This is a genomic window from Streptomyces sp. NPDC003038 (assembly GCF_040611115.1).
Taxonomy (GTDB): domain Bacteria; phylum Actinomycetota; class Actinomycetes; order Streptomycetales; family Streptomycetaceae; genus Streptomyces.
The window spans coordinates 151,393-173,083 of record NZ_JBEXNN010000012.1 but is presented as its reverse complement, the minus strand read 5'-3'; the positions used below and the strand labels follow the sequence as shown (position 1 = coordinate 173,083).

Here is a 21,691-nt window from a genome sequence, read left to right as displayed (position 1 = left end):
CCGACGCCTTGTGGACGACCTCGTGGAGGCGGACCCGGCGCCGGCCGACGGGGGCACGCCCCCGGGGCGGCGGACATTGACGGCGGGCGCGATTAGGCTGAGTGCGGGCGTGGCGTCGAGGTGGGCGCCGGACCAGTGTTCGACAGACCAGGAGGACCAGTGAGCGGCGATCGGAACGAGAGGCGCGGCGGGACGTGGGACGTCCCGACGGACGATCAGTCCGACGCCGACCAGGAACTGACGGGCGAGTTCACCATCGACTACACCCCGCCGGCCTGGTACACGCAGGGCGCGCCGTCGGCCACGCCGGTGGTGCCGGGGCTGCCCGAGGGCAGCGGCTTCGAACCGCACCGCCCGTCGGAGGTGGCCTCGCCCCCGACCATGCGGATGGCTCCGCCGGCCCCCCGGCCCCCGTCGGACGGCACGGCCCCGCCCGCGCCGCACCCGGAACCGGCCCCGCACGACCAGGACGCCCCGCCCGCGCCCTACACGGCACCCGCACCCGCTCCGGCGGAAAGCCCGGCGACACCGTACGCGACCCCTACGCCTGCCCCGCACGACGAGCAGGACGCCCCCGCGCCCTACACGGCACCCGCACCCGCACCGGCGGAGAACCCGGCGACACCGTACGCGACCCCTACGCCTGCCCCGCACGACCAGGACGCCCCGCCCGCGCCCTACACGCCACCGGCACCGGCACCGGCACCCGCACCCGCACCGCAGGAGCAGGCCGTCCCGGCGGCGCCCGTCGAGGCGCCGACCCCGGCTGAGCACGCCGCCCCGGCCCCGTACGCGGCACCGGCACCGGCACCGCACGAGCAGGGCGCCCCGGACGCGCCGCAGGCTCCGGCCGACGACGTGCCCGGCCGTGCCGCCGAGACCCCGTTCGAGGGAACTGGCACCAGCCCGCGCGACACTCCCGCCGAGAGCACTCCCCTCGCCGCCGCGCCGCCGTTCGCCGAGTCACCGGTCGCCCGTACGGACGCCCCGTACCCCGGAGCGGAGAACCCGTACGGGGGACCGGGGCCCGGTGGTGAACTGCCCTCGCTGCCGCCCGCGTTCCCCGCACAGGGCTCCTACGGATTCCCGCCGCCCGCACCGCCGCAGCCGCAGCCGCAGCCACCGCACCATGACCTCCGCGCCAACACGCAGTGGCCCGTCGGCCCGCAGCAGCAGCAACACCAGCCGCACCAGCCGCAAGACCCCCGCTACCCGGCCGGTCAGGCGACCGGTGGGGCTCCGCTCGGCTACACCGCCGCCGTCGAGCTGTCCTCCGACCGGCTGCTGCGCAACAAGCAGAAGCCCAAGAACAACGGCGGCGGCGCCGGAGGAGGAGGCGGCGGTCTCTTCCGCTTCGGAGGCAAGGCCGCCGAAGCGGAACGCCGGCGCAAGCTGGAACTGATCCGCACCCCGGTCATGTCCTGCTACCGCATCGCCGTCATCAGTCTCAAGGGGGGCGTCGGCAAGACCACGACCACCACCGCCCTCGGCGCCACCCTCGCCACCGAGCGCCAGGACAAGATCCTGGCCATCGACGCGAACCCCGACGCCGGCACCCTCGGCCGCCGCGTCCGCCGCGAGACCGGCGCCACGATCCGGGACCTGGTCCAGGCGATCCCATACCTCAACTCGTACATGGACATCCGGCGGTTCACCTCGCAGGCCCCCTCCGGCCTGGAGATCATCGCCAACGACGTGGACCCGGCCGTCTCCACCACCTTCAACGACGAGGACTACCGCCGCGTCATAGAGACGGTGGGCCGCCAGTACCCGATCGTCCTCACCGACTCGGGCACCGGCCTCCTCTACTCCGCCATGCGCGGCGTCCTGGACCTGGCCGATCAGCTGATCATCATCTCGACCCCGTCCGTGGACGGCGCCAGCAGCGCCAGCACGACGCTCGACTGGCTCTCCGCGCACGGGTACGCCGACCTCGTCTCCCGCTCCCTCACCGTCATCTCGGGGGTGCGCGAGACGAGCAAGATGATCAAGATCGAGGACATCGTGCAGCACTTCGAGACCCGCTGCCGCGGCGTCGTCGTGGTGCCCTTCGACGAGCACCTGGCGGCCGGCGCCGAGGTCGATCTCGACATGATGCGGCCCAAGACGCGAGAGGCGTACTTCAACCTCTCCGCCCTCGTGGCCGAGGACTTCCTCCGGGCCCAACAGCAGCCCCCGCAGAACCACTGGGGAACGCCGCAGCAGCCCCAGCCCGGCCAGCCGCCTCAGCACCACCAGCAGCAGCCTCCTGCACAGCCGCAGCCGTACGGACAGCCCCCGTACCAGCAGCCTCAACAGCCTTACGGCCAGCCCTACCCGCAGGCCGGTCAGCCCTGGCAGCAGCCCCAGGCCCCACAGCCGCAGCCGCAGCCGCCACAACAGCAGCCCCCGCAGCAGCCGCAGCCGCACCACCAGCAGCCGCCACAACCGGCCCAGCCCCCGCGCGACCCGCGCCTCGGCTGACGAAGACGGCAGCGAGAAGGGCCCGTACCGCCTCAGGATCCACGATCCGGGCAGTACGGGCCCTCACCCGTTGCGGCGGAGCGTCAGCGCTCCGCGTCGTACGTGTCCGTGAGCACCCGCGCGCGCTTCACGTCGTCCGCGATGGCCTCCAGCAGCCCGTCCAGCGACTCGAACTTCGCCATCCCCCGTACGTAGGCGAGGAAGTCGACGGCCACGTGCATGCCGTACAGGTCCAGCCCGATCCGGTCGATGGCGTACGCCTCCACGGTCCGCTCGGTGGCGTCGAACTGCACGTTCGTCCCCACCGAGATCGCCGCCGGCATCCGCTCGCCGGCCGCGGTCAGCCAGCCCGCGTACACGCCGTCCGCCGGGATCGCGGTGTGCGACTGCGTCTCAACGTTCGCCGTCGGGTAGCCGAGCTCGCGGCCGCGCTGCGCACCGCGCACCACGACGCCCTCGACCCGGTGCGGCCGGCCCAGGATCTCGGCCGCGCCCTCCATGTCGCCCTCGGCGACCAGCTTGCGCGCCAGGGTCGAGGAGAACGGCACGCCGCCGCCCGCCTCACCCCTCTCGACCAGGTCCACGACGTCGACCTCGTAGTCGTAGGTGGCGCCCAGCTCGCGGAGGAAGTCGACGTTTCCGGCGGCCCGGTGGCCGAAGCGGAAGTTCGGGCCCTCGATGACGGCGCGCGCGTGCAGCTTGTCGACGAGCACCTTCACGATGAAGTCGGCCGGGGACAGCTTCGAGAACTCCGCCGTGAAGGGCAGGATCAGCAGGGCGTCCACACCCAGCCCGGCCATCAGTTCGGCACGCCGGTCGTACGTGGCCAGGATCGGCGGGTGGCTGCCGGGGCGGACCACCTCGCTGGGGTGGGGGTCGAAGGTGACGACGACGGAGGGGACGCCGAGCGCGTGCGCCTTGGCCACGGCCCGTCCGATGATCAGCTGATGCCCTCGGTGCACACCGTCGTAGGAGCCGATGGTGACGACGCTGCGTCCCCAGTCCTGGGGGATGTCCTCCAAGCCACGCCAGCGCTGCACTGTGACCGCTCCTCGCCCGAACCGTGTAGTCCTTGTACTGATTGCCTCTTGCAGGTCTAAGACTGCCATGCCGGTGGCCGGTGCCTCGCATCGGCATCTGGCTGAGACCAGTGCTGTGTCATATCGTCACGTCACATCAGAAGCCGCCCCGCCGAGGGTCTCCACCGTCCGCCGGGCACGCGGTCCCGGCAGTGCCGCCGCCTCCACGCCGGCTTCCGTCGGCCGGCGCGCGAGGTGCTCCCGTACGAGTCACCTGCGCCGGGCCGGCCCCGGCGTCGTCAGCGCGGCCGGGGCGCGCAGGTCCCCCGTCGGCCTGGGCCGCACCAGCTCCGGAGCGGAGCTGGAGAAGCACGCGAGGCGAACGCGCCCCCGTACGCTCCCTCCATTCACTCCGAGCGCCTGCTCGGACGGGTGAAAACGAGGGTCCGGGTGGATAGAGACCTACCCGAGGGGGGTCGTGGAGCGGCGAGCCGCAGAACACGTGCGCTCGCCGCTCCACGTCGACACGGAATCCCGTCGAGCGTGAGGGCCGGTTCACCACCGGCCCGGGTCCGAACCCGCAGATCAGCAGATCGGCAGATCGGCAGATCGGCAGATCGGCAGATCAGACGAAGACCGCGAGGGACTTCGCCTTCCCGCCCTTGCTCTCGACGAGCCCGAGCAGCTGCCCCTGCGGCCCGTAGACCGCCACCGTCTTTCCGGCCTCGTACTCCGCCGGCATCTCGATGCGCACGCCGTTGGCGAGCAGCGAGGCCCGCCGGGCGTCGAGGTCCCAGCGCGGAAAGGCCGCGGCGGCCGCCTCGCCGATCGGCATGACGGTCAGCTCCTCCTGGAGCTGGTCCAGGGTCCGCGCCCGGTCGATCTTGTACGGGCCCACCCGCGTGCGGCGCAGCGCGGTCAGGTGCCCGCCGACGCCGAGGTCGGCGCCGAGGTCACGGGCCAGGGCGCGGATGTACGTACCGCTGGAGCAGACGACGGAGACGATGAGGTCGAGGACCTTCGTACCGTCCTCGGCCTGGGCCTCCCGCATGTCGTACACCTGGAACGACGAGATGGTCACCGGCCTGGCCGGGATCTCGAAGTCCTCGCCGTCGCGCGCCCGCTTGTAGGAGCGCACGCCGTTGATCTTGATGGCGCTGACCTTGGACGGGACCTGCATGATCTCGCCGGACAGCTTGGCGATGCCCGCGTCCACGGCCTCGCGGGTGACCCCGGAGGCGTCCGTGGACGAGGTCGGCTCGCCCTCGGCGTCGTCCGTCAGGGTGTTCTGGCCCAGGCGGATCGTGCCGAGGTACTCCTTCTCCGTGAGCGCGAGGTGGCCGAGGAGCTTGGTGGCCTTCTCGATGCCCAGGACCAGCACGCCCGTCGCCATCGGGTCCAGCGTGCCGGCGTGGCCGACGCGGCGGGTCTTGGCGATCCCGCGCATCTTGGCGACCACGTCGTGCGAAGTGAAGCCGGACGGCTTGTCGACGATGACCAGGCCTCCCCCGGCCTCCGGCCGGGAGGGACCCCCTGGCGTCCCTGCGTTGGTGCTCATTCCGCGGCTGCGTCCTCGTCGTCCTCGTCGTCCTCGCCCGGCTTCTTGTACGGGTCGGCTTCTCCCGCGTACGTCGCGCCGGAGGAGACCTCGCGCACCTGGGCATCGGAGGCGCGCGCCTTGTTGAGGAGGTCCTCGATGGTCTTGGCGTTCTCCGGGAGGGCGTCCGCGATGAAGGTCAGGGTGGGCGTGAACTTGGTGCCCGCCGCCCGGCCGACCGCGGAGCGCAGTACGCCCTTGGCGCTCTCCAGGCCCGCTGCCGCGCTGGCCCGGTCCTCGTCGTCGCCGTACACCGTGTAGAAGACCGTGGCCTCCCGCAGGTCACCGGTGACGCGGGTGTCCGTGATGGTCACGTGCGTCCCGAGGCGGGGGTCCTTGACACCACGCTGCAGCTTCTCGGCCACCACCTCCCGGATGAGGTCCGCCAGCTTCTTCGCCCGCGCATTGTCGGCCACTGGTCCGTCTCCTTCTTTTCTTGCAGACAAGCAATCAGTCTTCATCACCGTGGATGCGCCGTCGTACGGACAGCAGCTCCACTTCCGGACGTGCCGCGACCAGCCGCTCGCAGCGGTCGAGTACGTCCGAGAGGAACCCCGTGTCCCCACTTACCAGGGCTACCCCTATACGGGCCCTGCGGTGCAGGTCCTGGTCGCCCACTTCGGCCGCGCTCACAGAGAACTTGCGCTGGAGCTCGGCGACGATGGGCCGGACGACGGAGCGTTTCTCCTTCAGCGAGTGGACGTCGCCGAGGAGCAGATCGAAGGACAGAGTCCCCACGTACATGCAGTTCCGGATATCCCGCCGGTTCGGGTTCGGTGGCCTGCCGGCCGACGCTCGGCAGGCTCACCTGAACCGTACACGCAACGGCCGGGGCCGATCGACGGATATATTCCGCCGACCGGCCCCGGTTACGACACGGTGCGTTCCGCCACGCGATTACGCGCGGGGCTTCTCGCGCATCTCGTACGTCGCGATGACGTCGTCGACCTTGATGTCGTTGAAGTTTCCGAGGTTGATACCACCCTCGAAGCCTTCGCGGATCTCGGTGACGTCGTCCTTGAAGCGGCGCAGACCGGAGATGGTGAGGCTCTCCGCGATGACCTTGCCATCGCGCAGGAGCCGCGCCTTGGTGTTGCGCTTGACCTCGCCGGACCGGATGAGGACACCGGCGATGTTGCCCAGCTTGGACGAGCGGAAGACCTCGCGGACCTCCGCCGTACCGAGCTCGACCTCTTCGTACTCCGGCTTGAGGAGACCCTTCAGGGCCGCCTCGATCTCCTCGATGGCCTGGTAGATCACCGAGTAGTACCGGACGTCGACACCCTCGCGCTCCGCCATCTGCGCGGCACGGCCGGCCGCACGGACGTTGTAGCCGATGACGATGGCGTCGGAGCCCATCGCCAGGTTGATGTCGGACTCGGTGACCGCACCCACACCGCGGTGCAGGACCCGGATGTCGACCTCTTCACCGACGTCGAGCTGGAGCAGCGAGGACTCGAGAGCCTCGACCGCACCGGACGCGTCGCCCTTGATGATGAGGTTGAGTTCCTGGACGAGACCGGCCTTGAGGACCGAGTCGAGGTCTTCCAGGGACACCCGGCGGACACGCTTGGCGAAGTTGGCGTTGCGCTCTCGCGCAGCACGCTTCTCGGCGATCTGACGGGCCGTGCGGTCCTCGTCGACGACGAGGAAGTTGTCGCCGGCGCCGGGGACGTTGGTGAGACCCAGGACCAGGACGGGGGTCGACGGACCCGCTTCCTCGACGTTGTTGCCCTTGTCGTCGAGCATGGCGCGCACTCGGCCGTAGGCGTCGCCCACGACCATCGTGTCGCCGACGCGGAGGGTACCGCGCTGGACGAGGACGGTGGCGACGGCACCGCGGCCGCGGTCGAGGTGGGACTCGATCGCAATACCCTGAGCGTCCTGCTCCGGGTTGGCGCGCAGGTCGAGCGAGGCGTCGGCGGTGAGGACGACGGCCTCGAGCAGGGAGTCGATGTGCAGACCCTGCTTGGCGGAGATGTCGACGAACATCGTGTCGCCGCCGTACTCCTCGGCGACCAGACCGAACTCGGTGAGCTGACCGCGCACCTTGACCGGGTCGGCACCCTCGACGTCGATCTTGTTGACCGCGACCACGATCGGCACACCGGCCGCCTGGGCGTGGTTCAGCGCCTCGATCGTCTGCGGCATGACACCGTCGTTGGCCGCCACCACGAGGATCGCGATGTCGGTCGACTTGGCGCCACGGGCACGCATGGCGGTGAACGCCTCGTGACCCGGGGTGTCGATGAAGGTGATCTTGCGCTCTTCACCGTTGACCTCGGTACCGACCTGGTACGCACCGATGTGCTGCGTGATGCCGCCGGCCTCGCCCGCAACGACGTTCGTCTTGCGGATGGCGTCGAGCAGTCGGGTCTTACCGTGGTCGACGTGACCCATGACGGTCACGACCGGCGGACGCGGCATGAGGAATTCCTCGCCGCCCTCGTCCTCGCCGAACTCGATGTCGAAGCCCTCGAGGAGCTCGCGGTCCTCTTCCTCCGGGCTGACGATCTGAACGACGTAGTTCATCTCGCCGGCCAGCATTTCGAGGGTCTCGTCGGAGACGGACTGCGTGGCAGTGACCATCTCGCCGAGGTTCATCATCACGGCGACGAGCGACGCCGGGTTGGCGTTGATCTTCTCCGCGAAGTCGGTGAGGGACGCACCGCGCGACAGGCGAACGGTCTCGCCGTGGCCGCGGGGCAGCATCACGCCGCCGACGGACGGGGCCTGCATGGCCTCGTACTCCTGGCGCCTCTGACGCTTGGACTTGCGACCACGACGGGCCGGACCGCCGGGACGGCCGAAGGCACCCTGCGTGCCACCACGGGCACCGGGACCGCCGGGACGACCACCGAAGCCGGGACGACCGCCGCCGCCGGCACCAGCCGGACCGCCACCGAAGCCGCCACCACCGGGACGCGGGCCGCCGAAGCCGCCACCGCCACCGGGACGCGAGCCAGGACCGGCCGGACGGCCGGCGAAGCCGCCACCGCCACCACCGGGACGAGCGCCGCCGCCACCGGGACGACCGGCGCCACCGGCACCGGGACCACGGCCACCGGGGCCGCCGCCGGGACGCGGACCGGGACCACCGGCAGCGGGACGCTGCGGCATCATGCCCGGGTTGGGACGGTTACCACCGGGCGCACCGCCAGGACGCGGGGCACCACCCTGCGGACGGGGCATACCGCCCGGGGTCGGACGAGCGCCGCCCTGGCCCTGCGGACGCGGAGCGCCGCCGGGGCCGCCCTGCGGACGGGGAGCACCCTGGCCGCCGGCGCCGGGGGCGCCGGGACGGGGAGCGCCGGCCGGACGGGGCGCCTGCGGGCGCGCCATGCCGGTGGAGCCACCAGAGGTGAAGGGGTTGTTGCCCGGGCGGGGACCCGCCGGACGGGAGCCCTGCGGACGCGGGGCCTGGGATCCGGGACCACCGGCAGGGCGCTGCGACGGACCGCCGGGGGCGGTGCCGGCCGGGCGCGGGGCGCCGGGACGGGCGCCGGTCTGGCCACCCTGACCACCCTGGGCCGCGGGACGCTCGGTACGTGCCGGGCGCGGACCGGGGGCCGCACCGGCGGGACGCTCGGTACGCGCCGGGGCGGCCGGAGCCGCCGGAGGCGCGGTGAACTCGGTCGCCACGGGAGCCGCCGGAGCGGGCTTCGGGGCGGCCGGAGCCTTGGGACCGGGACGCGGGCCGGATGCGGCCGGAGTCACCGGGGCGCTGGCGGCCGGAGCCTCGGCAGCGACCGGCTTGGGGGCCGGTACGCCGGGCTTCGGGGCAGCGGGACGTGCCGCGGCGGCCGGGGAGGGCGCCGCGGGCTTGGCGGGCGCGGCCTTGCGGGGCGCGCCCGGCTTCGCAGCGGCCTTGCCGGCGTTGCCGCCGGGCCCCTGCAGTGCGTCAGTCAACTTGCGTACAACCGGCGCCTCGATCGTCGAGGACGCCGAACGGACGAATTCACCGAGTTCTTGGAGCTTGGCCATGACGACCTTGCTCTCCACTCCGAACTCCTTGGCGAGTTCGTATACCCGGACCTTAGCCACTTCGCTCCTTTTAGGTCCGGGTTACGCCGGACCGTCGCTACTTCATGGGCGTACTCATCGCGTACTCATCGAGTGCTCATCGCAATCTCGACCTACTTCCAACTCGCGAGGTACCTGACCGCACGGGGTATCCGTGCCGTACTACGTTCTTACGGTGTTGCCTCGGCCTCACCGGCCACGGCTTTGCGCAGTTCCGCTGTGTCGAGCGCTCCGGCGGACCGAAGGGCCCGGGGGAACGCCCGGCGGCGGACCGCCTGGTCGAGGCAGACCACGGCGGGGTGCACGTAGGCACCCCGGCCGGGCAGCGTACCGCGTGGATCGGGGACGCATTCGTCCCCGATCGCCACGATGCGCAGCAGTTCGTTCTTGGCCGCTCGCTCCCGACACCCCACACAGGTGCGTTCGGGGCATGCGCGGGCTTGCGTCCGGCCAGACACGCCTCAGTCTACCTCCCCGTACCGACCTCACCCCTTCAGGCGAAAAATCGAACGGATGTTGTTGTGATCGACAGCCCCGCGCCCCGCTACCGAAACCTCGACAGCGCTCGCTCGTGGTCCTGTCTACCGTCCGGATAGCCCCGGCCGGTACCGGTTTATTCCCCGTCGCCGTCCGAGGGCTGCTCGGTGTCGGGACGGATGTCGATGCGCCAGCCGGTGAGCCGCGCGGCGAGGCGGGCGTTCTGGCCCTCCTTGCCGATGGCCAGCGACAGCTGGTAGTCGGGCACGGTCACCCGGGCGGAGCGCGAGTCCCAGTCGACGACCTCGACCTTGCTCACCCGGGCGGGTGACAGCGCGTTCGCGACCATCTCCGCCGGGTCGTCCGACCAGTCGACGATGTCGATCTTCTCGCCGTGCAGCTCGGCCATCACATTGCGCACACGGCTGCCCATCGGGCCGATGCAGGCGCCCTTCGGGTTCAGGCCCGAGCGGGTGGACCGTACGGCGATCTTGGTGCGGTGACCGGCCTCACGTGCGATCGCCGAGATCTCGACGCTGCCGTCGGCGATCTCCGGGACCTCCAGCGAGAAGAGCTTCTTCACGAGGTTGGGGTGGGTCCGCGACAGGGTCACGGACGGACCGCGGACACCCTTCGCCACCCGTACGACGTACGCCTTCAGGCGGAGGCCGTGCGTGTACTCCTCACCCGGGACCTGCTCCTGCACCGGCAGCATGGCCTCCATCTTGCCGATGTCGACCAGGACGTTCTTCGGGTCCTTGCCCTGCTGGACGACGCCGGTGATGACATCGCCCTCACGGCCGGCGAACTCGCCGAAGGTGAGGTCGTCCTCGGCGTCGCGCAGACGCTGCAGGATCACCTGCTTGGCGGTCGTCGCGGCGATGCGGCCGAAGTCCGACGGGGTGTCGTCGAACTCCTTGGGCTCTTGGCCCTCTTCGAGATCCTTCGGGTCTTCCGTCGCCCACACGACCACGTGACCGTTGGTGCGGTCCAGCTCGACGCGTGCGCGCCGGAAACTGCCCTCGGTCCGGTGGTACGCGATGAGGAGGGCCGACTCGATCGCCTCGACGAGCAGGTCGAAGGAGATCTCCTTCTCCCGGACCAGACCCCGCAGGGCACTCATGTCGATGTCCACGGCTACGCCTCCTCTTCCTTCTTGTCCTTGCGGTTGAACTCGATCTCGACACGCGCCTTGGCGATGTCGGTCAAAGCAATACGGCGGGTGGTCGCCTTGCGGCCCTTCACACCCGGGATCTCGAGCTCCAGGCCCTCGTCGTCGACGTCGAGGATGCGGGCGATCAGTTCCCCGCTCTCGGCCAGCTGGAACTTCACGAGGCGGCCGATCGCCCGGACGTAGTGACGGTGCTCGGTCAACGGGCGGTCGGCGCCCGGCGAGCTCACTTCGAGGACGTACTCGTCCTCACCCATCGCATCGGTCTCGTCGAGCTTGTCGGAGACCTCGCGGCTCAGCTCGGCACACGCGTCCAGCTCCACGCCTTCGTCAGAGTCCACGATGATGCGCAGCATCCGGCGCTTGCCCGCCCGGGAAATCTCGATCTCCTCGAGGTCCAGGCCCTTGGCGGCGACGAGCGGCTCCAGCAGTCCGCGCAGCCTGTCGCTCTGGGTGGTGCTCATCCGGGTGACTCCTCGGCCGCGTGTGCTGTTGTGGTTTCCGTCGTGTGTCAGGTCAAAGGGTATCCGGTCGCGGGGGGTGTTGCCGTCCGCCCGCCGGCCGGGGCCCCGGGTACCGTGATCACACTCTGCCCCGCCACCATCCCCGAGGACGTCGCCGTGCCTTCTTGGACCATGCCTTCGAGGCCCTCGCGAAGGAGCCTGCTCGTCGGTGCCGCCGGTGCGGCCGGTACCGCGCTGATCGCCGGGTGCTCCGGCGGGGCCTCGCCCGACGAAGACTTCGGAGTGCCACTCGAACGGCGGATGCGCGAGGCGGCCGTTCGTGACAGTGAGCGACTGCTGGAACGTTACGACAGCACCGCCGCGGCCCATCCGGCCCTCGCGGAGCGGCTCGCCCCGCTGCGCACCGCCGTCGCGGCGCACACCTCGGCCCTGGCCTTCCGGGACGCCGGCGCGGGCACCGCCCCCGCGCCGTCGCCCCCGGGACCGGCCTCCCCGTCCGGCGCCGCCCCCGCCGGTGCCGCCACGGCGAGCCAGGCGCCGGTGCCCCCGAAGCAGGCCGACGCCCTGACCGCCCTCGCGGACGCCGAGCGGAGCCTGTCGGAAGCCCGGACCATCGACCTGGCCGCGGCCCCCGGGGAGCTGGCCCGGATGCTGGCCTCGGTGGCCGCGTGCGGCGCCGTACACGCCTACCTGCTGACCTCGACCCCGGGAGACAAGCCGTGAAGCCCGAACCCTCCTCCGCCGGCCGGGCCCTGGAGGCCGCGCAGGCGGCACTCGCCGCCGAACACGCGGCCGCCTACGGCTACGGGGTGATCGGCGCCCGGGCCGACGCCGCCCGCGCGGCGCAGGCCAGGGAGGCCTACGGCAGCCACCTCGCGCGGCGGGACGCGCTCGCCCGGACCGTACGGGAGCTGGGCGGTTCGCCCCGGGCCGCGGAGGCGGCGTACGCCCTGCCCTTCGAGGTGCGCGGCCCCGCCGACGCCGAGCGGCTGGCCGCCGACATCGAGGACCGGGTGGCGGGCGCTTACTCCGATCTGGTGCGTGCGGCGGAGGGCCCGCTGCGCCGCGAGGCGGCCGACGCGCTGAGCGCCGCGGCCGTGCGCGCGGCACGCTGGCGTGGTGTCGGCGTAGCCTTCCCTGGGCTCACGGAACGCGTAGAAGGAGCCCAGACCGGCTGAAAGGGACCACGCACGCATGGCTTTCGAACCGCCGCAGCGGCTTGTACGGGCGCTCGGCGAGCTGCCGGAAACGGCGCGGGACGCGGACTGGCTGCGGCAGTTGCCGGGGCTCACCGAGGCCGCGCTGTCCCGGCGCGGTGTACAGGCGCAGCGGGTGCAGGCCCCCGGCGGCCGCAGCAGCCTGGTGGTCCTCGTCCGGTACGCCGACGGGACCCCGGCCGCGCTGAAGCTGGCGCCTCCGCACGCCCGGCCCGGCCGGGAGCTGGCCGCGCTGGCGCACTGGGGCGGTTTCGGGGCCGTACGGGTCCTGGACACCCGCCACCACGAGGAGGACGGGGCGCTGCTGCTGGAGCGGCTCCACCCGGAGGTGTCGCTGCGCTCGCTGCCGGAGGCGAAGGCGCTGCTGGAGGCCAGCGGCACGCTGCGCAGGCTCTGGGTGGCCCCGCCGGCCGGGCACGGGTGGGAGACCGTGGCCGAGCGCACCGAGGGGCAGTCGGCGGCCCTGCGGGAGGCCCCGGCGGAGGTCCGGGCCCTGGCCGACACGGCTCTGGCGATGCGCAAGGAGCTGGTGACGGCCCCGCCGGAGGAACTCCTGCTGCACGGGAACTTCCGGCAGGGCAAGGTGCTGGCGGGCGAGCGGGCCCCGTGGCTGACGGTGGGCCCGGACCCGCTGGTCGGCGAGCGGGCGTACGACCTGGCGCGGCTGGTCCGGGACCGGCTGGAGGACCAGGTCGCCTCCTCCGCGGGGGCGGCGGGCGCCCGGCGCCGGGTGAACAAGCTCGCGGACGCCCTGGAGGTGGACCGGGACCGGCTGCGGGGCTGGACGCTCTTCCGGGCGGTGGAGTCCGGGAACCGGGCGCTGGCCGCCGGGCGGCGCAGGGATGCGGAGCTTTTGCTGGAGTTCGCGGCCTGGCTGTAGGGCATACCGTAGGTAGGAAGGCACGTCTGGCAGGGGGCCGCCATGGTCGAAGAACTGCTGACAGCGGGAATCGCCGCGGCCACGGGTATCGCGGTGTACGTCGGGGCCGCCGCCCGGGTGGTGAAACAGTACGAGCGGGGCCTGGTCTTCCGCTTCGGCCGACTGCGCGATGAGATCCGTCGGCCCGGCTTCACGATGATCGTGCCGGGCGTGGAGAAGCTGCGGAAGGTGAACCTGCAGATCGTGACGCTGCCAGTGCCCGCGCAGGAGGGCATCACGCGGGACAACGTCACGGTGCGGGTGGACGCGGTCGTGTACTTCAAGGTCGTCGACCCGGCGAGCGCGATCGTGGCGGTGGAGGACTACCGCTTCGCGGTCTCGCAGATGGCGCAGACCTCGCTGAGGTCGATCATCGGAAAGTCGGACCTCGACGATCTGCTGTCCAACCGGGAGAAGCTCAACCAGGGGCTGGAGCTGATGATCGACAGCCCGGCGGTGGGGTGGGGCGTAGGGGTCGACCGCGTGGAGATCAAAGACGTCTCGCTGCCGGAGACGATGAAGCGGTCGATGGCCCGGCAGGCGGAGGCGGACCGTGAGCGCCGGGCCCGTGTGATCAACGCGGACGCGGAGCTGCAGGCCTCGCACAAGCTGGCCGAGGCGGCGGAGGTCATGTCGGAGCAGCCGGCGGCGCTTCAGCTGCGCCTGCTGCAGACGGTCGTGGCGGTCGCTGCGGAGAAGAACTCCACGCTGGTCCTGCCGTTCCCGGTGGAGCTCCTCCGCTTCCTGGAGCGTGCGGCCCCCTCGCCTGCGGCTCCGGCTCCGGCTCCGAGTGAAGGGCCCGGCCCCCAGGCCGTCACCGGCCCGGCCGGGCTGTCCCTTGACGGGTCGCCGCCGCCGTCCCCGGCGGAGCCGGACGAACCGCGCGGATAGGCCCCCTTCAGCCCCGCCGGCGTTTGAGGCGCGGGGTGTGGGGCGGAGCCCCCGGAGACGGCGCGGGACAGGCGCGGGCACCGGCTGGGTCAGGCGGTCAGGCGGTCAGGCGGTCAGGCGGTCAGGCGGTCAGCCGGGACAGTGCCTCGGGCAGCGGGAGTTCCTCGCGGGTGCCCGACGCACGGTGCTGGAGTTCGACGACCCCGTCGGCGGACCGGCGCCCCGCCACCAGGATCCACGGCACGCCGATCAGCTCCGCGTCCGTGAGCTTGACGCCTGGGGAGAGCCCGGGGCGGTCGTCCAGCAGGACCCGCGAGCCCGCCTCGGCCAGGGCGGCGGCTGCCGTCTCCGCCAGCGCGAGCGGCACCGCCTTGCCCGCCGCCACCACGTGGACGTCGGCGGGGGCCACCGCCGACGGCCAGCACAGGCCGCGTTCGTCCGCGCTCTGCTCGGCCAGCGCCGCCACCGCGCGGGAGACGCCGATCCCGTACGAGCCCATCGTGACCCGGACCGGCTTGCCCTCGCGGCCCAGCACGTCCAGCCCGAAGGCATCGGCGTATTTGCGGCCCAGCTGGAAGATGTGCCCGATCTCGATCGCGCGGTCGAGCCGCAGACCGGCCCCGCAGGACGGGCAGGGGTCGCCCGGCTCCACGATCACCACGTCCAGGTACTGGTCCACCTCGAAGTCCCGCCCGCAGACCACGTTCCGCGCATGGGTGTCCGCCCGGTTGGCCCCGGTGACCCATGACGTGCCGGGGGCCACCCGCGGGTCGGCCAGGTAGCGGACCTTCTCCAGGCCCTGCGGGCCCACGTAGCCCCGTACGAGATCCGGCCGGCCCTCGAAGTCCTGCGCCGTCACCAGCTCGACGACCGCCGGTGCCAGGTGCTCCCCCAGCTTGCCGAGGTCGACCTCCCGGTCGCCCGGCACGCCCACGGCCGTGATCTCGCCGTCCACCTTCACCAGGAGGTTCTTCAGGGTCGCCGAGGCGGGGACCCCCAGTTGGGCCGCCAGCGTCTCGATCGTCGGGGTGTCCGGGGTGTCCACCTCCTCCAGCGGCGGGTGCTCCCCGGCCACGGGGGTCAAGGCGAAGGTCACGGCCTCGGTGTTCGCCGCGTAGTCGCACGACGGGCAGTCCACGAAGGTGTCCTCCCCCGCCTGGGCCGGCGCGAGGAACTCCTCCGACGCCGAGCCGCCCATCGCCCCCGACACCGCCGACACGATCCGGTGGTCGAGGCCGAGCCGTTCGAAGATGCGCTGGTAGGCGGCGCGGTGGAGGGCGTACGAGTGGGCCAGGCCCTCGTCCGAGACGTCGAAGGAGTACGAGTCCTTCATCTGGAACTCGCGTCCGCGCAGCACTCCGGACCGGGGCCTCGCCTCGTCGCGGTACTTGGTCTGGATCTGGTAGAGCATGACCGGCAGGTCCTTGTACGACGTGCACTGGTCCTTCACGACCTGGGTGAAGATCTCCTCGTGCGTCGGGCCGAGCAGATAGTCCGCGCCCTTGCGGTCCTTGAGCCGGAACAGCAGGTCGCCGTATTGCGACCACCGCCCGCTGACCTCGTACGGCTCCTTCGGCAGCAGCGCCGGGAGCAGCACTTCCTGGGCTCCGATCGCGTCCATCTCCTCGCGGACGATGCGCGACACGTTGTCCAGGACCCGCTTGCCGAGGGGCAGCCAGATCCAGACTCCGGCCGAGCTGCGCCGGACGTATCCGGCGCGGACGAGGAGCCGGTGGCTGAGGGTTTCCGCGTCGGCCGGGTCCTCGCGGAGGGTCTTGGCCATGAGGCGGGACATGCGCTGCACGTGTTGCGTTGACATACCGGGAGATTACCGGCGGCCGGCCGGGGGCCGGTATCGGATTCAGAGCCGGCGCAGGGGCAGGGTGGCGCCCATGACGGCGTACGGGGGGCTCGCGCTCGGGAAGTGGACCTGGCGGGCGAGGTCGGTGTAGCCGAGGGCCCGGTAGAGCCCGCGGGCCGGGCTGTCGGTGTCGATGGCGGAGAGGATCGAGCGCGGCTCGGCGGCGCTGTCGGTGATGCGGGTGATCAGTGCGCGGCCGACGCCGTGGCCCTGGAAGCCGGGGTGGACGTGCAGCTCGGTGATGACGAAGGAGTCGTCGAGCCAGCTCTCGTGGCCGCCGGCGCGCAGGTAGGGCTCGACGATCGTGGACCACCAGTGCGTCCGGTCGTTCGGCATCCCGTACACGAATCCGGTGAGCGCGTCGTCCTCGGTGAACGCCCCGAACGCGCGGGCGCCGCGGCAGGCCATGTGGCGCTGGACGATGTAGCGCCGGATGCCGACCTCTTCCTGGCTGAGCCCGAAGGCGACGGCCTGCACGCGCAGGGCCTCGTCCACGCGGGCGGCGAGGTCGAGGGGGCCGATGCGGAGGCCGGCGGGCCGGGCGGGGTCGTCGGCCCCGGGGGTAGGCAGCATGCGGCGACTTTACGTCGCGACGGGGGCGCGCCGATATGCCGACGGTCAGAACAGCACGCTCATGAACGCGCCGACCTCGCGGAAGCCGACCCGGCGGTACGAGGCACGCGCGGCGGTGTTGAAGTCGTTGACGTAGAGGCTGACCACGGGGGCGACGTCCCGCAGCGCGTACGCGACGACGGCGGCCATTCCGCGCTCCGAGTGGCCGCGGCCGCGGAACTCGGGGTCCACCCACACGCCTTGGATCTGGCAGGCCCGGGAGGTGGCGGCGCCGATCTCCGCCTTGAAGACGACCCTGCCGTCCTCGACGCGGGCGAAGGAGCGGCCGGAGGAGACGAGTTCGGCGACCCGGGCCTGGTAGAGCAGCCCGCCGTCGCCGGCCATCGGCGAGATGCCGACCTCCTCGGTGAACATGGCCACGCAGGCGGGCATGATCAGGTCGATCTCGTCCTTGCGGATCCGGCGGACCAGCGGGTCGGGCCCGACCGTCGTGGAGGGCTGTTCCATGATCATGAGCGGTTGGCGGGAGCGGATGTCGCGGGCCGGTCCCCAGCTGGGCTCCAGGAGCCGCCACAGCAGCCGGGTGGCCTCGGCGGGGCCGACGATGGAGGAGCAGCGGCGGCCGGTGCGGCGCGCCCGGTCGGCGAAGGCGCGTACGGCGTCGGGTTCGGCGCAGACGGGGACCAGGTTGGCGCCGGCGTAGCAGAGGGAGCGGAGCTCGCCGTCGGCGTACCAGCCCCACATCTCGCCGCCCAGGCGCCAGGGGTCGAGTCCGGCGATCTGCACGCGGGAGGCGACGAAGGCGTTCGAGACCGGCTCACGTCCGAGGATTTCGAGCGCGGCGTCGAGATCACTGGGCTCAAGGACCCGGGTGGTGGTCTGCGTCAACACTGGGGCCTCACCATGCAAGTCTGCTGATCTCCGCACTGTACCCGGCGTCGCTGGAGGATGCCGCGTCCCGCAGGTCACGGAAAAGCCCCGACCCCGCCCGCGAGCTGCGGGAACGGGGCCGGGGGACGTTCTCGGGGCCGCCAGGGACGGAGCCCGGACTCGTGCCCGCGGGCGTCAGACGCCGATGGCCACGGTGGGCTCGCCGGACATCACGCCGTCCGCCTCCATCTGCGCGGCGATCTTCATCGCCTCTTCGATGAGGGTCTCCACGATCTTCGACTCGGGGACGGTTTTGATGACCTCGCCCTTCACGAAGATCTGGCCCTTGCCGTTGCCGGAGGCGACGCCGAGGTCGGCCTCGCGGGCCTCGCCGGGGCCGTTGACGACGCAGCCCATGACCGCGACGCGCAGCGGGACCTCCATGCCCTCCAGGCCCGCCGTGACCTCTTCGGCCAGCTTGTAGACGTCCACCTGGGCGCGACCGCAGGACGGGCAGGAGACGATCTCCAGGCGGCGCGGCTTGAGGTTCAGCGACTCCAGGATCTGGATGCCGACCTTGACCTCCTCGACCGGCGGGGCCGAGAGGGAGACGCGGATGGTGTCGCCGATGCCCTCGGACAGCAGCGCGCCGAAGGCGACGGCGGACTTGATGGTGCCCTGGAAGGCGGGGCCGGCCTCGGTGACGCCGAGGTGCAGCGGGTAGTCGCAGGCGGCGGCCAGCTGGCGGTAGGCGTTGACCATGACGACCGGGTCGTTGTGCTTGACCGAGATCTTGATGTCGCTGAAGCCGTGCTCCTCGAAGAGGGAGGCCTCCCACAGCGCGGACTCGACCAGCGCCTCGGGGGTGGCCTTGCCGTACTTCTTGAGCAGCCGGGCGTCGAGCGAGCCCGCGTTGACGCCGATCCGGATCGGGGTGCCCGCGTCCTTGGCGGCCCGCGCGATCTCCTTGACCTTGTCGTCGAACTGCTTGATGTTGCCCGGGTTCACGCGGACGGCGGCGCAGCCCGCGTCGATCGCGGCGAACACGTACTTGGGCTGGAAGTGGATGTCGGCGATGACCGGGATCTGCGACTTCTTCGCGATGACGGCGAGTGCGTCGGCGTCGTCCTGGGTGGGGCAGGCCACGCGGACGATGTTGCAGCCGGAGGCGGTCAGCTCGGCGATCTGCTGGAGCGTGGCGCCGATGTCGGAGGTGCGGGTCGTGGTCATCGACTGCACCGAGATGGGTGCGTCGCCGCCGACGGCCACGGAACCGACCTGAATCTTGCGGCTGACCCTGCGGTCGGCAAGCTTCGTCGGCACGGCCGGCATTCCGAGAGAGATGGCAGTCATCTGCTGTGCAACCCCAAGGTGTGGATCAAGGTCCCGAGATCGGCGGGCTCCAGGCTTCGAGATTACGCCAACCCGCGCGCGCCCCACGCATCCGGAGGGGTGTGCCACCCGAACGTAGGGGGCCGGGCACGATCCGTGCCCGGCTCCCGTCGGCATGAGGTAGCGCCCGACGGCCGCTAAGTGATCTTGATGGGGTTCACCACGTCCGCCACGAGCACGAGCAGCGTGAAGCAGACGAAGATTCCGGCCACCACGTACGCGGCGGGCATCAGCCTCGCCACGTCGAACGGGCCGGGATCGGGGCGCCGGAAGACCCGCGCCACATTGCGCCGGACCGACTCCCACAGGGCGCCCGCGATGTGCCCGCCGTCCAGCGGCAGCAGCGGGAGCATGTTGAACAGGAACAGCGAGAGGTTGAAGAAGCCGACGAGCTGGAGGAAGAACACCAGCCGCTGCTCGGCCGGGATGTCCAGGGTGGCGATCTCCCCGCTGATCCGGGCCGCGCCGACGATGCCCATCGGGGAGTCTGCCTCCCGCTCGGCGCCGTCGAAGGCCGCGTTCCACAGCGCCGGGACCTTGGCCGGGAGCTTGATCAGGCCCTGGACGCTGTCGTGGACGACATCGCCCATGTGATCGACGGACTGGCCGAAGGAGAGCGCGGCGATCTCGCTCCTCGGGGTGAAGCCGAGCCAGCCGGCCGTCACGTACTCGCCCTTGACGTACCCGCCGCGGCCGTCCGTCTTGCCGACCCTGTTCTCGATCAGGGTGACCGGGAGGGAGAGCTGCTGTCCGTCCCGCACGACGGTGAGCGTGGCCGGTCCGATGGTGGTGCGGATCTGCTGCTGGAGGGTGGTCCAGTCGCTGACCCCGCGGCCGTTGAAGGCGACGATCCGGTCCTCGGGCCGCAGGCCCGCCGCGTGAGCCGGGGCCACCGGGTCGCCGTCCTTGCAGACCTCGCGGTTCTCGCTCTGCTTGATGACGCAGGGCGAGACGGAGGCGACCTGGGTGGTCGTCTGGTTGATCCCGAAGGTCATCCACACGCCGAAGAAGATCGCGAGCGCCAGCACCAGGTTCATGAAGGGGCCGGCGAACATCACGATCACGCGCTTCCACGGCTTGCGCGTGTAGAAGAGCCGCGACTCGTCGCCGGGCTGGAGCTCCTCGTACGCCGCCGACCGCGCGTCCTCGATCATCGAGCGGAAGGGCGAGGTCGAACGGGCGGTGACCTTGCCGTCCTCACCCGGCGGGAACATCCCGATCATGCGGATGTAGCCGCCCATCGGGATGCCCTTGATCCCGTACTCGGTCTCGCCCTTCTTCCGCGACCAGAGGGTCGGGCCGAAGCCGACCATGTACTGCGGCACGCGGATGCCGAACATCTTGGCCGTGGACAGGTGTCCGAGCTCGTGCCAGGCGATGGAGACGAGCAGGCCGAAGACGAAGACCAGTATTCCGATCACCGTCATGAGTGCTGTCATGCGCCCGCCTCCACGGCGGCCTTCGCCGCCATCTCCCGCGCCCGGGCCCGGGCCCAGGTCTCCGCTTCAAGGACGTCCTGGACGGTGAGTGAAGTTCCCGCCGCGGGCATCCCGCTGCGCCGCGCTCCGCCTTCGGTGCCCTGGACTCCCGCGGAACCGAAGCGCTCATCGACCACGGCAGAGACCGTATCCATGATTGCCGTGAACGGCAGCCGACCGGCGAGAAACGCCTCGACGCACTCCTCGTTCGCCGCATTGAACACGGCCGGCGCGGTGCCTCCGAGGGCGCCCACGTGCCGGGCCAGGCCAACCGACGGGAAGGCCTCCGTGTCCAGCGGGAAGAACTCCCAGGTGGACGCCTTCGTCCAGTCGAAGGCGGGCGCGGCGTCGGGGATCCGCTGGGGCCAGCCGAGGCCGATCGCGATGGGGCCGCGCATGTCGGGCGGGGTGGCCTGGGCCAGCGTGGAACCGTCCGTGAACTCCACCATCGAGTGCACGTAGGACTGCGGGTGGACCACGACCTCGATGCGCTCGAAGGGGATGTCGTAGAGCAGGTGCGCCTCGATGACCTCCAGCCCCTTGTTGACCAGCGTCGCCGAGTTGATGGTGATCACGGGGCCCATGGCCCAGGTGGGGTGGGCGAGGGCGTCCTTGACGGTGACACCCGCCAGCTCCGCGCGGGTACGGCCGCGGAAGGGTCCGCCGGAGGCGGTGACCACCAGCTTGCGCACGTCGGCCCGGGTTCCGGCGGCGAGTGCCTGGAAGAGCGCCGCGTGCTCGGAGTCCACCGGGATGATCTGGCCGGGCTTCGCGAGCGCCTTGACCAGCGGGCCGCCGACGATCAGCGACTCCTTGTTGGCCAGGGCCAGGGTGCGGCCCGCCCGCAGCGCGGCGAGGGTGGGCGCCAGGCCGATGGAACCGGTGATGCCGTTGAGGACCGTGTGGCAGGGGGAGGCGGCGAGCTCGGTCGCCGCCTCCGGCCCCGCCAGGATCTCGGGCAGCGGCTCGGAGGGGCCGTACTGGGCGCTCAGCGCCTCTTTCAGGGCCGGTACGACGTCCTCGCGGGCGACGGCCACCGTCTGGACCCGCAGCAGCCGGGCCTGTTCGGCCAGCAGTCCGACGCGCCCGCCGGCGGCGGACAGCGCGGTCACCCGGAACCGGTCCGGGTGGCGCAGGGCGAGGTCGATGGCCTGGGTGCCGATGGACCCGGTGGACCCGAGGATGACGATGTCCCGGGGGCCGGCCGCGGGGTCGAAGAGGACGTGCGGATCGGCGAGGGGGGCTGGGCGGTCGCTCATGCCCCCATTGTTGCCGC

Annotated in this window: 19 protein-coding genes; 5 read left to right on the top strand and 14 right to left on the bottom strand. The window is 71.7% G+C overall.

The features are described 5' to 3' along the window. The first annotated feature begins 159 nt into the window (after nt 1-159). On the top strand, nt 160-2,463 hold the full coding sequence (locus ABZX75_RS17915) for an SCO5717 family growth-regulating ATPase (protein ID WP_355411450.1): 2,304 nt from the start codon (nt 160-162) through the stop codon (nt 2,461-2,463). An 83-nt stretch (nt 2,464-2,546) separates the two neighbouring features. Here ABZX75_RS17915 and ABZX75_RS17910 read toward each other — a convergent pair whose 3' ends face one another. From ABZX75_RS17910 to rimP, 8 genes are all read right to left on the bottom strand, one after another. Continuing rightward, entirely contained in the window at nt 2,547-3,503 is a 957-nt protein-coding gene (locus ABZX75_RS17910) for a bifunctional riboflavin kinase/FAD synthetase (protein WP_355411448.1), read from the bottom strand. Nucleotides 3,504-4,107: 604 nt separating this feature from the next. Then, entirely contained in the window at nt 4,108-5,040 is a 933-nt protein-coding gene (truB, locus tag ABZX75_RS17905) for a tRNA pseudouridine(55) synthase TruB (RefSeq protein ID WP_355411445.1), read from the bottom strand. Then, on the bottom strand, nt 5,037-5,495 hold the full coding sequence (rbfA, locus tag ABZX75_RS17900; protein ID WP_355411443.1) for a 30S ribosome-binding factor RbfA: 459 nt from the start codon (nt 5,493-5,495) through the stop codon (nt 5,037-5,039). Before rbfA ends, truB begins: the two co-directional genes overlap by 4 nt. Before the next feature lie 34 nt (nt 5,496-5,529). Further along, the gene (locus ABZX75_RS17895) at nt 5,530-5,823 is read right to left on the bottom strand and encodes a DUF503 domain-containing protein (RefSeq protein WP_355411441.1); all 294 of its coding nucleotides are present in this window, start codon (nt 5,821-5,823) and stop codon (nt 5,530-5,532) included. A gap of 153 nt (nt 5,824-5,976) precedes the next feature. After that, nucleotides 5,977-9,123: a translation initiation factor IF-2 gene (gene infB, locus ABZX75_RS17890; protein WP_355411439.1), complete on the bottom strand. Its 3,147-nt coding sequence runs from the start codon at nt 9,121-9,123 to the stop codon at nt 5,977-5,979. 149 nt (nt 9,124-9,272) lie between these two features. Then, entirely contained in the window at nt 9,273-9,560 is a 288-nt protein-coding gene (locus ABZX75_RS17885; protein ID WP_355411437.1) for a YlxR family protein, read from the bottom strand. Between the two features lie 155 nt (nt 9,561-9,715). Continuing rightward, entirely contained in the window at nt 9,716-10,714 is a 999-nt protein-coding gene (gene nusA / locus ABZX75_RS17880; RefSeq protein ID WP_355411435.1) for a transcription termination factor NusA, read from the bottom strand. Between the two features lie 2 nt (nt 10,715-10,716). After that, on the bottom strand, nt 10,717-11,214 hold the full coding sequence (rimP, locus tag ABZX75_RS17875) for a ribosome maturation factor RimP (RefSeq protein ID WP_355411432.1): 498 nt from the start codon (nt 11,212-11,214) through the stop codon (nt 10,717-10,719). Between the two features lie 114 nt (nt 11,215-11,328). Between rimP and ABZX75_RS17870 the strand changes: the two genes are divergently transcribed. Genes ABZX75_RS17870 through ABZX75_RS17855 form a run of 4 tightly spaced genes read left to right on the top strand, consistent with a single transcriptional unit; the run spans nt 11,329 to nt 14,241 of the window. Further along, complete coding sequence (locus ABZX75_RS17870; RefSeq protein WP_355411430.1) at nt 11,329-11,937, top strand: hypothetical protein; 609 nt, start codon at nt 11,329-11,331, stop codon at nt 11,935-11,937. After that, nucleotides 11,934-12,392, top strand: coding sequence for a ferritin-like domain-containing protein (locus tag ABZX75_RS17865; protein ID WP_355411428.1), 459 nt, complete (start codon nt 11,934-11,936; stop codon nt 12,390-12,392). Before ABZX75_RS17870 ends, ABZX75_RS17865 begins: the two co-directional genes overlap by 4 nt. 16 nt (nt 12,393-12,408) lie before the next feature. After that, complete coding sequence (locus tag ABZX75_RS17860) at nt 12,409-13,311, top strand: aminoglycoside phosphotransferase family protein (protein ID WP_355411426.1); 903 nt, start codon at nt 12,409-12,411, stop codon at nt 13,309-13,311. Between the two features lie 42 nt (nt 13,312-13,353). Continuing rightward, nucleotides 13,354-14,241, top strand: coding sequence for a slipin family protein (locus tag ABZX75_RS17855; protein ID WP_355411424.1), 888 nt, complete (start codon nt 13,354-13,356; stop codon nt 14,239-14,241). A 121-nt stretch (nt 14,242-14,362) separates the two neighbouring features. On the opposite strand, the gene ABZX75_RS17850 is transcribed toward ABZX75_RS17855, so the two are convergent. The 6 genes from ABZX75_RS17850 to dxr all read right to left on the bottom strand — a co-directional run bounded on the left by ABZX75_RS17850 (nt 14,363) and on the right by dxr (nt 21,674). Continuing rightward, a complete protein-coding gene (locus tag ABZX75_RS17850) occupies nt 14,363-16,060 on the bottom strand; it encodes a proline--tRNA ligase (RefSeq protein WP_355411422.1) in 1,698 nt (565 codons plus the stop codon). A gap of 42 nt (nt 16,061-16,102) precedes the next feature. Further along, the gene (locus ABZX75_RS17845) at nt 16,103-16,675 is read right to left on the bottom strand and encodes a GNAT family N-acetyltransferase (RefSeq protein WP_355411420.1); all 573 of its coding nucleotides are present in this window, start codon (nt 16,673-16,675) and stop codon (nt 16,103-16,105) included. Nucleotides 16,676-16,720: 45 nt separating this feature from the next. After that, nucleotides 16,721-17,566, bottom strand: coding sequence for a GNAT family N-acetyltransferase (locus ABZX75_RS17840; protein ID WP_355411418.1), 846 nt, complete (start codon nt 17,564-17,566; stop codon nt 16,721-16,723). Nucleotides 17,567-17,740: 174 nt separating this feature from the next. Next, nucleotides 17,741-18,898, bottom strand: a complete 1,158-nt coding sequence (gene ispG, locus ABZX75_RS17835; protein WP_355411416.1) for a flavodoxin-dependent (E)-4-hydroxy-3-methylbut-2-enyl-diphosphate synthase — start codon at nt 18,896-18,898, stop codon at nt 17,741-17,743. Between the two features lie 176 nt (nt 18,899-19,074). After that, entirely contained in the window at nt 19,075-20,376 is a 1,302-nt protein-coding gene (locus ABZX75_RS17830; protein ID WP_355411414.1) for a site-2 protease family protein, read from the bottom strand. Then, nucleotides 20,373-21,674, bottom strand: a complete 1,302-nt coding sequence (gene dxr, locus ABZX75_RS17825; RefSeq protein WP_355411412.1) for a 1-deoxy-D-xylulose-5-phosphate reductoisomerase — start codon at nt 21,672-21,674, stop codon at nt 20,373-20,375. The genes ABZX75_RS17830 and dxr overlap by 4 nt, the downstream gene beginning before the upstream one ends. Between the last annotated feature and the right edge of the window lie 17 nt (nt 21,675-21,691).

Coding starts and splice junctions, on each gene's coding strand:
- ABZX75_RS17860 (WP_355411426.1), top strand. CDS start 12,409: ATGGCTTTCGAACCGCCGCAGCGGCTTGTACGGGCGCTCGGCGAGCTG.
- ispG (WP_355411416.1), bottom strand. CDS start 18,898: ATGACTGCCATCTCTCTCGGAATGCCGGCCGTGCCGACGAAGCTTGCC.
- ABZX75_RS17855 (WP_355411424.1), top strand. CDS start 13,354: ATGGTCGAAGAACTGCTGACAGCGGGAATCGCCGCGGCCACGGGTATC.
- truB (WP_355411445.1), bottom strand. CDS start 5,040: ATGAGCACCAACGCAGGGACGCCAGGGGGTCCCTCCCGGCCGGAGGCC.
- ABZX75_RS17850 (WP_355411422.1), bottom strand. CDS start 16,060: ATGTCAACGCAACACGTGCAGCGCATGTCCCGCCTCATGGCCAAGACC.
- rimP (WP_355411432.1), bottom strand. CDS start 11,214: ATGAGCACCACCCAGAGCGACAGGCTGCGCGGACTGCTGGAGCCGCTC.
- dxr (WP_355411412.1), bottom strand. CDS start 21,674: ATGAGCGACCGCCCAGCCCCCCTCGCCGATCCGCACGTCCTCTTCGAC.
- ABZX75_RS17830 (WP_355411414.1), bottom strand. CDS start 20,376: ATGACAGCACTCATGACGGTGATCGGAATACTGGTCTTCGTCTTCGGC.
- ABZX75_RS17895 (WP_355411441.1), bottom strand. CDS start 5,823: ATGTACGTGGGGACTCTGTCCTTCGATCTGCTCCTCGGCGACGTCCAC.
- ABZX75_RS17845 (WP_355411420.1), bottom strand. CDS start 16,675: ATGCTGCCTACCCCCGGGGCCGACGACCCCGCCCGGCCCGCCGGCCTC.